Here is a 12,159-nt window from a genome sequence, read left to right as displayed (position 1 = left end):
ACCTAAATACATTTAACTTTGTATTTTTTACAGGTAATTATATTAAATCATGTAAAAATTACTCAAAAAACCATGTGAGTAGAATCAATTTTCATTATAAAAACATTTATTCGCTAGATGATTAAACATGCTGAAATATTCTTTGATAATAAAATAAGTATGAGTAGTATTAGAGACGAACTCTATCCTCCATTACCCTATAATATATCCTCACGGTTTAGACATTTCATCAATCTAATATACAAAAAAGAAAGCAGTAAAAAAATCAACTCAACAATGGTTATGCATAAATTCCATAGTGTCGATATACCAGCACTGTTAGCGTTTATATGGGTCACACAATTGATGTGTGCTAGATAACGGTAAATCAATCAAAACACGGTATAATCACGGTGAATTAATGATAAGAGGAAGATAACGTGCTGACAAAAATTCTAGTCACACTATTAGTGATTATTGGCGCTATTGTTTACTTACGTCGCGGTCGAGGTAATAAAGTCAGTCGCAGCGCTGCTATGGCTGAAGCAGAAAAATATCCCTTTTTTAGTCGGGCAATTATTTACGCAATGATTGCTATGTCGATGTTAGCAACTGCAGGTTATTGGGGCTGGAGTTTGTATGACGACAACACTGTGGTTGATGTAACAATTTCATCCCCCATAGAAGCGATGACAGCAAGTTACAAAGTCCGTAAAAAAGATATTGAAGCAGAGAAGATTACCACTATTGACGGGATTCAAATCCGTTTATCGAATCAAGAAAGATTAACCATCAAAGCGACCAAGGGGCAATAATACCTCAAGCTTCAGTGCTCATGCTTTGACTTAATCATGCCAAACATACTGCCATGTCTTTGATCTTTTATCCTAGTTCTGCCGATTTCAATCATCAAGGCGATTTATTCGCCAGCAACATGGCTTAGCCCCACCATAATATTGTGCTGCGCCTCTGTCCCATGGTGCAGATCATTACGATAAAATAATCACCAGCACTATAGATAAAACCTCAGAGCAATGGTGTTAAGGCTGGGCAAGATCAATGTCATACCTTTGGCCGAAAAACAACAACCAGCAGCGGCCTCAGGATAAAATTAACGACTCCATCTTCATCGACACAATCCACAATACCATGATGAGTAACATTGATATCTCAGGGCAGAGACTGGCTTGAGCTTAACATTAGGTTTACCGATCTCATCAACAATCTAGTTGCAGAATGAAAAAATTGTTTTCATCGCTTCACATGCTAAAGACCCGTTTGCTAAACACTTGATATAATCCTGGTAAGTTATTTTTATTTATCGTGCTGCTAATTACCACTTTTCTACTATCCTAGGTCTATAGAATATAATTTTTATTCAGTAGCATTATTTAAGCAAAAAATACTTTCTCTAAGTGCATCAAATCCTTGTATTATTAATGTTGAAATGCTTCAACATCAGGTGGTAGTTAGATGTCTAATACGTATAAAAAAATGCGTTGCTTTATTATATTCCTGTCATCTGCTTGTTTTAGCCTTGCTGCCTATTCTGAAGATACATTAAGTGTATTGGCATGGCCTGGGTATGCAGATCCAGATTTAGTTAACATTTTTGAACAGCGTTATCAGGTTAAGGTTAATGTCACCTTGGTTGAATCTGATGACACTATGTGGAATCGGTTAAATGCAGGTATTGGGGATAAATTTGATGTATTTGCTGTCAATACTGCCCAATTACAACGTTATATTGATAAGGGTATTAGCGTCCCCTTAACATTATCTAATATCCCCAATAGTCAAAATCAATTGCCACGTTTTAGCGACCTTTCTTCAATACCGGGTCTGATCCGAAACGGCAAAGTATATGCCATTCCCTACACCTATTCAGAAATGGGTCTTATTTATGATCGAAATGAGTTTAGTCAGCCTCCTGATTCTTTTTCGATAATGTGGGATAAACGTTATCAAGGCCGAGTATTGATGTATGCGGGCAGTGAGCACAACTTTTCGTTTGCTGCGTTATCGCTTGGTTTAAAAAATCCTTTTCAGATCCCAAATTCAGAGTTTGGCCTGGTGACCCAGCAAGTTATTGCTTTGCGTAGAAATATTTTGACTTACTATGAAAAACCGGAAGAAGCGACGCTGCTATTTAACGAAAACCATATTGCATTAATGTTCGCCAATTATGGTTCTCAACAAGTCAAAATGCTCAAAGAAACTCAAGCTAATATTGGCTATGTTATCCCCAAGGAAGGCGCTTTAGCTTGGTTAGACTGTTGGTCTGTTACTCGAGATGCTAAAAATAAAACATTAGCGGAGAATTGGATTAACTTCCTATTAGAACAAAAGGTGAGCCATGCTCTATCAGAAAGACAAGGCTTAGCAAATACGCTTGAAGAACCGGAAGGGTTAACAGCGTCGGATAAACTCATCTGGTTGGAGCGGGTCGAAAATATGGATAAACGTAAATTGCTATGGGATAGAATTATCTCTGGCGAAATGCCGGAAGAATTTTAATGGCTGCAGTGTCATCAAATAATCAGCCTGTTAAATTTGGCATTGCGATTAAACTTACCATCTTGCTGTCCCTGTTTGGGATTTTAGCCAGTGCTTCTACAGGCTATTTCACCTTTAATGCCACCCGCGATATCTTATCGGATAAAGCAACGCAAGGAATGATTGATGCCACAAAACTTCTCGGCCGACGTTTTTATTCGATGGCTAATGAGGCGGCTAACCAAACCAGAGTTCTGGCAAATACTAAGTTAGTAGACGATTCATTTGGTCATGATAATGCCTCAGTTATTGCTCGAGAATCTTTGTCAGATAATTTCAAAAGTTTATTGTCGGTTTACCCTGAATATTTTCAAGTTAGATTAATTGGCGCTCAAGAGTATGGGCGCGAGATGGTTAGGGTTGATCGGGATGATGGCCAATTAGTTGTGATCCCTCAACCCCATCTACAAGAAAAACAACATTATCCTTATGTCTATAAAACCTTAAAACTGAATAAAGGCGAAGTGTTCTTTTCTAAAATTTTCATTAATCATGAACGGGGGGCTCATGCTGGATTAGGCCAACCGACATTGCAGGTGGCATCGCCTGTTATTGATGATAAAGGCAAAGCCATTGGGGTGATTGTCATTAATGTCGACTTGAATTTGATGTTTAGCATATTGAAGTCAGATATGTCTGAAGAGTATCAACTGTATTTGACTAATGAGACAGGTGATTTTCTTATTCATCCAAATAGACTAGAAACCTTTGGTTTTGATCGTGGACGACAATTTTTAGTACAAGATACCTTTGAGCCGGTTGATCAAATTATTAATTCTGGCGTACAAGCCGTCACGATTCGCCAAACGCTAGGTTTTGATAATATTGAAAGTATCGGTGGATTTACCAGTATTCCTTTTAGTCAATCTACCGGTAATCGCTTTGTGATTATCGGGTTAACTGTGCCGATTGATTTTGCTTTATCTGAAACGAACATTTTGACTGAAACAGGCCTGCGGGTTGTTCTGGGATTGAGTTTTCTCGGTATTATTATTTCACTCATAGTGGCGAGAATATTTGTGCGCCCCCTGAAGAACTTGGTCGCGGTTGTGCGTCGGTTTAGTGAGACAAATCAGGTGACTCGACTCTCAAATTATAAGCAAGATGAACTAGGGCTGCTGGCAAATAGTATCGTCAGTATGCAAGAAGGTATTTTGACTCATTTAACGAGTCTTAATGACCAAAATACTCAACTCAATCACGAGATTCACGAGCGAGAAAAAATTGAAGCTTATGATAAATTCCATACACATACATTAGAGTTATTGGCCCAAAATAAAAATTTAGATGATATTCTTGAATCGATCGTCTTAGGGATCGAGGGGCTAAAAGAAAAATTTATTTGCAGCATTCTGTTGATTGATAAAAGCGGTAAAAAATTTATTAAAGTGATCGCCCCTAACTTACCTGACTTTTATAATGAAGCGCTTGAAGGGGTTGAAATTGGCATAGGTGTTGGCTCTTGTGGCACTGCGGCGTTCACTAAAGAACTGGTCATTGTTGAAGACATTCAGACACATCCTTTTTGGAGTAATTATAAAGCACTGGCAACACAGGCAAACTTAGCTTCATGCTGGTCTCAGCCTATTATCTCTTCATCAGGCTTAACATTAGGTACTTTTGCAATGTATTGCCGTGAAGTGGCGACACCTTCTGCAGATGATATCGAACTCATTAAGAGAACAGCTCGCTTAACCAGTGTGTCAATTGAACGAAAGTATGCAGAAGATGAAGTTAATAATCTGGCTTTTTTTGACTCACTGACCCTGCTTCCGAATAGGCGCCTATTACTCGACCGTTTAAATCAGGAGCTCGCGGCAAGAGTACACAGTAAAAAGCAAGCCGCTCTTTTATTTATTGATTTAGATAAATTCAAGGCGCTCAATGACTCATTAGGCCATGATATGGGTGACCTATTATTACAGCAGGTTGCAAGTCGCATCAAAGCTTGTGTAAGAGAGAGTGATACCGTGTCTCGTTTAGGTGGTGATGAGTTCGTGGTCATGCTTAAAGGGCTCAGTGAACAAGCGATTGTCGCGGTGTCAGAAGCGGAAGTTGTCGGCAAAAAAATTCTCCACTCATTGTCAGAAACCTACCAACTTGCGTCTCATCAATATCTTATAACCCCTAGTATTGGTGTTACATTATTAAGTGCTGACCATCAAAATGCTGATGAAGTATTTAAGCAAGCTGATATTGCTATGTATCAGTCTAAAAAATCAGGTGGCTGTGCGCTATTTTTCTATGACCCCGACATGCAGGCCCATCTTATTTCGCGTATTCGTATTGAAACCGAATTACGCGAAGCCATTAGCAAGGGAAAACAATTTGAACTTTATTATCAGCCTCAGATTAACTCATTGGGTATTGTAACGGGAGCTGAAGCGCTAATTCGTTGGAATACTGCGGATCGAGGTATTGTTTCACCTTTAGAGTTTATTGCTATTGCGGAAGAATCAGGTTTGATTTTACCCTTGGGAGATTGGGTTTTAGAAACAGCCTGTCAGCAACTTGCAACTTGGGCATTAGAACCGAAATCAGCTCATTTGACCTTGGCCGTGAATATTAGTGCAAGACAAATGGGCATTCCAGCATTTGTTGAGAATGTATTAACTATCGTGAGTCAGGCGAATATTAACCCAGAGAAACTTAAGCTAGAGCTTACAGAAAGTATTTTATTGGAAAATATGGAAGATACAATTACAAAAATGACCGCTCTTAAGGCGCGGGGGATCAAATTTTCTATCGACGATTTTGGTACCGGATATTCGTCCTTGCAATACCTGAAACGCTTACCCCTGGATCAGCTTAAAATTGACCAATCATTTATTCAAGATATTGAAAATGACCCCAATGACAGGGCAATTGTGCGGACCATTATTGCCATGGCAAATAGTTTAAATCTAGAGGTGATCGCTGAAGGCGTTGAAACAGAAAAACAGAAAGAACTACTGACTAACAAAGGTTGTTTAAACTACCAAGGATATTTATTTAGTAAACCCTTGCCGTTAAAAATGTTTAACCAGTATCTGACAAAGCATTAAGTCTATTCAACAAAACCATGGGGCCAGAATCTTATAGCGTGGCTCCCATTATTGCCATTGCCACGGTTCATTTGCTTGATTGACAGTAAGCAGTTCTGCTTTGCTGAAATAACCTTGTTGGCGAAAACTAGGCTATTGCTTTGAAGAAACCATCTTTTAAATCGATAAACAGTGATAAACAGTGATAAACAGTGATAAACAGTGATAACAATCTACCGCCATCGACATGAATACAAGCTGTGTTAGCCAATAATGATTCTGCCTTACCCTATTAATAGGGTGCTCAATATTTATATTCCTCAAAGTGACAATCCCCACTCAACAAGTGTTTGCACATCCTTGCTATTTGGTTGTTCGAAACCATAAAGCTCAACAGCAACGTTTTTGCTAATCAATCATAAAGCCCGCTGGGCTCATATCATTTCAGCTTAAAGCAACTCCTTTGACCTTCTGAAAATTTAAGCGAGGTTTAAGTTTGGGTTCAGTAACCTACTCCTAGACCACAATTAGGAGAGTCACATTATGTCATCAAATACACTGCAAACCATTAAAGTCTGGGATGTGTTGATCCGCGTATTCCATTGGTCACTCGTTGGCTTTTTTACCTTAGCGTACCTCACAGAGGGCGAAGATGAATGGATGACGATCCACAGCTACGCAGGTTACAGCATTTTAATCCTGCTGGTGTTTCGCTTGTTATGGGGTGTAATTGGAACTCATCATGCGCGCTTCAGTAACTTTGTCACTCGGCCTAAAAACGCCTTAATTTATGTCAAGGCACTTGCCACTGGTAAAGCCAAAGATTATGTCGGCCATAACCCAGCAGGAGCCTTGATGATCATCACCTTGATAATCAGTATCGCCATCACCGGATTTTCAGGAATGGCCCTATACGCCACCGATGGATATGGGCCATTAGCCACCAGCTTTTTTGCCACCTGGCCAGAAGGCGCAATAAAAGAAGTCCATGAGTTTTTTGCCAACTTTACCGTGTTCTTAGTGGTTATCCATGTCGGCGGCGTGCTAGTCAGCAGCTTGCTCCACAAAGAAAACTTAATCAGAGCCATGATTACCGGCAAAAAGCACCGTCCACTAGAAAAGTAACACTGATTTAATCAATCTATTTTTGAGATAGAAAGTACTCATATAGTGAGCTTTCATCGTCAACCTGACATTTTTAACCCAAAAGGAATGCCCTATGAACACAATGACTCAACCCACCATTAGCCAAAAGCTTAATCTAGTTAAGATATCGGCCTTAATGCTGAGCAATATAAGTTTAACCCTTGCTTGCCTTGCTATCACGAGCATTAGTTTCACCAGCTTTGGTGTAAATGCCGCTAACAGTAAAGTGGATAGCCTCCCCTTAAGTGCCGAGCGCATTGGCAGGCAACTGCAAAACTATCAATCCCGAGGCGCAGGGCCATTCTCTGCGGCAGCGGGACAAACATTATGGATGAAGGAAATGGATGGTCGTAGCTGCACTAGCTGCCACACGGCTAAAGTCAGCGAAATGGGCATGCACCAAAATACCCGTAAGATGATTGATCCTATGGCGCCATCTATCACACAAGCTCGTCTAACAGACACAGCAAAAATAGAAAAATGGTTTACTCGTAACTGTAATTGGACCTTCAAACGCGACTGTACAGCACAAGAAAAAGGCGATGCTTTACTCTGGTTAAGCCAGCAATAACAAAGATTAACCAGTGATAAACAATCATTATTTTTATTAAAGACAACAGCGAACAAAGGAACATATCATGACAAAGCAAACGCATCTGATAAGCTGGATTGCAGGTTCATCGATTACGGCAGCCGCATTAGCCATTGGTATTATCGGTATCAGCCTGACTCTAACAGGCACAGGATATGCCGACGATGACCATAACCGAGGGCGGGGAATTCCACAGAATGTGGAATATAGCGCCGAATGTGGCAGTTGCCACATGGCCTACCCTGCCAATTTATTACCTGCAGAAAAATGGCGCGCCATCACAGCTAATCTTGAGGATCATTTTGGTGATAACGCCAGCCTAGACCCTCAAGCAACGGCTAGAATTGAGGAGTATCTGCTTCTACATGCAGCTAAAAATGGTAAAGTGCTAAAAAACAGTAAGCCATTAATAGCAGGCATGGGGCCGCAAAAAATCACCGAGCAGGCATTTTTTATTCGTAAACACGATAAGATCCCTAAACGCATGGTACAAGATAACCCTAAAGTCGGCTCATTCAGTCAATGCAGTAATTGCCACAACCTCGCAGAGAAGGGCGTATTCAATGAAGATACCGTTAATATTCCTGGTTTTGGCCGTTGGGATGATTAGCAGCTCAAGCTGTGATGCTCACGATGATGATCTTTCAAGCAAAGTAGTAGAGTGGGTAAAAGAAGGCAAAGTGTTATCGTTTGACAGCATAATGCAACGCTATGAATCACGATTAAATGGCCGATTGCTCGACCTAGAAGTTGAGCAAAAACATGGACGTATCATCTACGAACTCGAAATTTTACGCGATGATGGCATAGTGTATGAGATCAAGATTGACGCCAAAACCGGCGAGTGGTTAAAAGAAAAGGTCGACTAATGCGTTTGCTATTTATTGAAGATGATACCGATCTAGTCGCTCGCCTCATTCCCGCCCTTAACAAGGCTGGATATGCAGTCGAACATGCAGATAATGGTATCGATGGGGCTTTTCTTGGAGAGGAGGAAAACTTCGAAGCCGTGATCCTCGATCTCGGCTTACCCGGCAAGCCAGGTTTAGAGGTTCTCAGTCAATGGCGACGACAAGGTTTAGCCATGCCAGTACTTATCCTCACCGCGCGTGATGCCTGGCACGAGCGTGTTGATGGTCTCAAAGCGGGAGCAGATGACTACCTAGGCAAACCTTTTCATGTCGAAGAATTACTCGCAAGGCTCGAAGTATTAATTCGCCGTCATTTTGGTCGTGCCGATAATGTATTACAACATGCAGGCGTCTCTCTTGATGTCGACAAACAAGCCGTGACTAATTGCGATGGTGAAGTGATAGAGCTGACTAAAATTGAATATCGCCTGCTGCATTATTTGATGGTCAATCCAAGCAAAATAGTCTCTAAAACAGAGCTAAGTGAGCGCATATATGAGGAGGAACATATCAAAGACAGTAATGTTATTGAGGTATATGTTAATCGCTTACGTCAACGTTTGGGCAAAGATTATATTGAAACTCGTCGTGGCCAAGGGTATCGGCTTAAGGAGCAATAAGCGTGTATTCACTCAAAGGATATCTTACCCGTAACTTACTGATCACTCTTACCTTTACTATGGTGTTATTACTGTATTTCCTGTATCAGGGTATCCAAATATTAACTCAAGACTTTGTCGCCTCGCGCCTGCAACATGATGCCGACAGTCTGATCTCCGCACTTGAACAACATCCTGATACCACTTGGTCGCTCACCTCAGACCGTTTACCCAATGTCTACCATAGGGTAAATTCAGGACATTACTTTGCCATTCAGATTGGCACGCAAACTCTGCGATCGCGTTCCTTATTCGACCATGAAATAAGTATTCCCGCTCTAAAAGCAGGTCAGCAACAACAAGCCAGCCAATTTGTGGGCAAAGAACATTGGTTAATATTCAGTCAAGCGATTATCAAGAACGATAAATTAGTTATCCTTTGGATAACGGAAGACATCAGCGCCCTTGAACAAACTCAAGTACACTTTTTAGCCTTTGCCAGCGCGGCGGTATTACTCACGATTATTATTCTATTACTTGCACAAAATCAGCTACTCAAACGCGGATTTAGACCCTTAGAACAGATGCCTGAAGCCATAAGGCAGATGCGTACCCAAGGGCAAGAAATTAATCCTGGCAACATGCCGAGTGAGATAGTTCCGCTGATTGAAGAGATAGATCGCTTAGTTAATCAGTTGGGTCAGCGAGTACAACGATCCCGCAATGCCCTTGGTAACTTAGCTCATGAAATGAAACGCCCTCTGCAAGGGTTGCAGTCCTATCTAGAAAGTCTGCCACCGGAACAAAGAGCGCAAGGCAGCAAGGTATTATCAAACCTGCACCACATTATAGAGCGGGAGCTCAAGCGCACTAAAATTGTTGGCCTCTCTATGCCTGGCCGCTTTACCGTTCTAGATGATGATCTCGCGCCACTTATCCAAGTGATGTTGCGCATCTACCCCCAGCAGATCATTCTAAGCCACTACGATAACGGTTTAGTCATGCCCTTTGATCGCGACGATTTACTCGAACTGCTGGGTAATTTGCTTGATAACGCCTGCAAACATGCCAATAAAAATATTGAAATACAGATCAAGCAGCAAAGTATCCCTAAAGCTGGCTATCTCATTGAGGTAAGCGACGATGGTGAGGGAGTCTCAGATGCGGCATTATCTATGATTATTAATCGTGGAGTCAGGCTAGATGAGAGTATCCAAGGCCACGGCTTGGGTCTGTCCATCTGTAAAGATATCGTCGATAGCTATCAAGGCGAACTCAACTTTAGCCATGTAAAACAAGGCGGATTAACCGTAAGCGTCTTTCTCCCCATCCACACCTAAATGGGCCTAACCAGGTTAATGAATGATGAGAAAAAGCTGACGGCTGACAAAAAACACTTGCACCATAACAGTGATTATCGGTGCTGTGGTGGCTTAATACTGTGGTATCAGCAGCAATGTAGAACGCAGTACAGCAATCAACAATGACCAAAGATCACCTTTTCTAATGTGGATGATAATTGACACTGTGATGGCCAAATCAATGTTAACCTCGGTTTGAGGTAGAGCAAGCTATTAGGCTCATCATAGACACAAGTGAATCCAAAAGATTAACGATTAACTTTAGGCATGAGCATTGTTTTACCACTCATACTGCTTATTTCCGCTAACTCAAGTATCCGTAACACCTCGACGACATCATTTGGTTCAACAGGATTAGGACCACCTAAAGTGATTGCTTGTGCTATTTCGGCATAATATTGCTGATAACAACCATTGACTGTTTCGACTGTGGTTTCCCTAATTTGGCCACTAGTATCGCCCGAAATTTCACCGTAAAAACGGCCATAGTTGGCGGCCTTTTCCACACCATACAATGGATCATTTGGAGTAATACCGGTTTTTAATTGCTCTTCCTGAGGATCTAAACCGTATTTAACATATGTTCCCTGCGTACCCTCAATACGAAAACGCATATTTGGAGCTGCTGAAAATGAACTCGCGTGCAGCACGACTTCAAGTTTTTCGTAATGGAGTATCACATGAAAGTAATCCGTCGTTTGCGATCCTTCTCTTAACGGTAAGCATCTTGCTGTCAGAGCTTCTGGCAAACCAAAAAGACAGATAGCTTGATCAACGATATGAGCACCAAGATCAAACCAAATACCAGCGCCCTCGCCTGGTTGTTCTCGCCATCTTGGCCGAACGGTGGGGCGAAAACGATCAAAATGAGATTCAAAGAATCGTACACTACCAAATCGATTCTGTTGCAAAAGGCTTTTAGCAGTTAAAAAATCGCCGTCCCAACGCCGATTATGAAAAACAGACAATAATAAACCGCGATCCTTAGCAAGCTGAATTAACTCTATCGCTTGTAAACTTGTGGTCACCATAGGTTTTTCGATAACAACATTAATGCCTTTTTCTAAACATAATTTTGCCAATGAAAAATGAACATTATTGGGCGCGGTAATAATGATTAAATCTAGGTCGGCACCCGCGATTAACGCAGGTGCATTATCATAAAGTGAAATAGCAGAATATTTCATCCTAAGTAATTCTGTTTGAGAACTACTGATTGCAACTAATTCAAAAGATGCCGACGATTCAATCAATGGAATGTGAAATGTTTTCGCAGAATATCCATAGCCTATTACACCAACTTTTATCATTTTATCGTTAACCTATTTTTTAACCGCATAAATCTAAATATCGCGCCAACTGACGAGAATGAAACGGTTCTATTGTCGTTTGTTAGATTGTCACTGAATGCAACTTATAACATCCCATGACTTAAATCGATACTCAAAACTCTCATCCATACTAGGGAGCTGTTGCAATGTTAACATCAGGTTGTCGTTGATCAGCATCCGATAACGCACAACAAAGAAGTCATCCCCTTGAGCTAAAACTTGTGCCGCAGTGCTAAATTTGTAAATAAAAAGAAATCGTTTATATCAGCCCCATTCCCACAAAGACTTAAAGCCCATATCACACTGAACCACATCACATTAACGACTTAATTAACTCAAAATCAAAAGTCGATAAACATCAATTAATGAGGTTTATGGTTTAAATTCGATTGCTTGCTCTTGTTTTAAAATTTAAGTCTATACTAAAGGAGTCATTGTCTCGGTCAGACGCTGTATGCCATAAAGTGTCGTAACATATGAATAATCACAGGCATACAAGTTAGGTAAATCGACTTATTTAAATGCTCATGGATGATATTGGAAACATGATAACAACAAGACTATTGCTAAATAATAAGTTTATTTAACAATAAAAAAATTGAGGTTTTACCTTAGGTAAGCAAGAAAAACGCTTGATACCTCTCAAGGTACTAACGTGTTA

10 protein-coding genes are annotated in these 12,159 nt (G+C 40.7%); 9 read left to right on the top strand and 1 reads right to left on the bottom strand.

Annotated elements, in window-relative coordinates; genetic code table 11:
• The first annotated feature begins 419 nt into the window (after positions 1-419).
• From H5185_RS18330 to H5185_RS18290, 9 genes are all read left to right on the top strand, one after another.
• Positions 420-794 carry a hypothetical protein gene (locus H5185_RS18330; RefSeq protein WP_182742816.1) on the top strand — a complete coding sequence of 125 codons (375 nt, stop codon included), beginning with the start codon at positions 420-422 and terminating at the stop codon, positions 792-794.
• Positions 795-1,452: 658 nt separating this feature from the next.
• Complete coding sequence (locus H5185_RS18325; protein ID WP_259396254.1) at positions 1,453-2,496, top strand: extracellular solute-binding protein; 1,044 nt, start codon at positions 1,453-1,455, stop codon at positions 2,494-2,496.
• Positions 2,496-5,579, top strand: coding sequence for an EAL domain-containing protein (locus H5185_RS18320; RefSeq protein WP_182742815.1), 3,084 nt, complete (start codon positions 2,496-2,498; stop codon positions 5,577-5,579). The genes H5185_RS18325 and H5185_RS18320 overlap by 1 nt, the downstream gene beginning before the upstream one ends.
• 522 nt (positions 5,580-6,101) lie before the next feature.
• The gene (locus tag H5185_RS18315; RefSeq protein ID WP_182742814.1) at positions 6,102-6,683 is read left to right on the top strand and encodes a cytochrome b/b6 domain-containing protein; all 582 of its coding nucleotides are present in this window, start codon (positions 6,102-6,104) and stop codon (positions 6,681-6,683) included.
• Positions 6,684-6,777: 94 nt separating this feature from the next.
• Complete coding sequence (locus H5185_RS18310; protein ID WP_182742813.1) at positions 6,778-7,275, top strand: DUF1924 domain-containing protein; 498 nt, start codon at positions 6,778-6,780, stop codon at positions 7,273-7,275.
• A 67-nt stretch (positions 7,276-7,342) separates the two neighbouring features.
• Entirely contained in the window at positions 7,343-7,906 is a 564-nt protein-coding gene (locus H5185_RS18305) for a diheme cytochrome c (protein ID WP_182722594.1), read from the top strand.
• Positions 7,899-8,165: a PepSY domain-containing protein gene (locus tag H5185_RS18300; RefSeq protein ID WP_124015687.1), complete on the top strand. Its 267-nt coding sequence runs from the start codon at positions 7,899-7,901 to the stop codon at positions 8,163-8,165. Before H5185_RS18305 ends, H5185_RS18300 begins: the two co-directional genes overlap by 8 nt.
• The gene (locus H5185_RS18295) at positions 8,165-8,827 is read left to right on the top strand and encodes a response regulator transcription factor (protein ID WP_182742812.1); all 663 of its coding nucleotides are present in this window, start codon (positions 8,165-8,167) and stop codon (positions 8,825-8,827) included. Before H5185_RS18300 ends, H5185_RS18295 begins: the two co-directional genes overlap by 1 nt.
• A 2-nt stretch (positions 8,828-8,829) precedes the next feature.
• Complete coding sequence (locus H5185_RS18290; protein ID WP_182742811.1) at positions 8,830-10,146, top strand: sensor histidine kinase; 1,317 nt, start codon at positions 8,830-8,832, stop codon at positions 10,144-10,146.
• A gap of 269 nt (positions 10,147-10,415) precedes the next feature.
• Here the strand turns inward: H5185_RS18290 and H5185_RS18285 are convergent, their stop codons facing one another.
• The gene (locus tag H5185_RS18285) at positions 10,416-11,477 is read right to left on the bottom strand and encodes an oxidoreductase (RefSeq protein ID WP_182742810.1); all 1,062 of its coding nucleotides are present in this window, start codon (positions 11,475-11,477) and stop codon (positions 10,416-10,418) included.
• Positions 11,478-12,159: the final 682 nt, after the last annotated feature.

Source organism: Shewanella sp. SG44-6, from assembly GCF_014164185.1.
Lineage (GTDB): Bacteria > Pseudomonadota > Gammaproteobacteria > Enterobacterales > Shewanellaceae > Shewanella > Shewanella vesiculosa.
The sequence above is the reverse complement of the archived record's forward strand: the minus strand, read 5'-3'. Positions and strand labels throughout refer to the sequence as shown.

Excerpts from the sequence above, each read along its gene's own strand:
- H5185_RS18325 (WP_259396254.1), top strand. The coding sequence starts at position 1,453 with ATGTCTAATACGTATAAAAAAATGCGTTGCTTTATTATATTCCTGTCA.
- H5185_RS18320 (WP_182742815.1), top strand. The coding sequence starts at position 2,496 with ATGGCTGCAGTGTCATCAAATAATCAGCCTGTTAAATTTGGCATTGCG.
- H5185_RS18315 (WP_182742814.1), top strand. The coding sequence starts at position 6,102 with ATGTCATCAAATACACTGCAAACCATTAAAGTCTGGGATGTGTTGATC.
- H5185_RS18310 (WP_182742813.1), top strand. The coding sequence starts at position 6,778 with ATGAACACAATGACTCAACCCACCATTAGCCAAAAGCTTAATCTAGTT.
- H5185_RS18305 (WP_182722594.1), top strand. The coding sequence starts at position 7,343 with ATGACAAAGCAAACGCATCTGATAAGCTGGATTGCAGGTTCATCGATT.
- H5185_RS18300 (WP_124015687.1), top strand. The coding sequence starts at position 7,899 with ATGATTAGCAGCTCAAGCTGTGATGCTCACGATGATGATCTTTCAAGC.
- H5185_RS18295 (WP_182742812.1), top strand. The coding sequence starts at position 8,165 with ATGCGTTTGCTATTTATTGAAGATGATACCGATCTAGTCGCTCGCCTC.
- H5185_RS18285 (WP_182742810.1), bottom strand. The coding sequence starts at position 11,477 with ATGATAAAAGTTGGTGTAATAGGCTATGGATATTCTGCGAAAACATTT.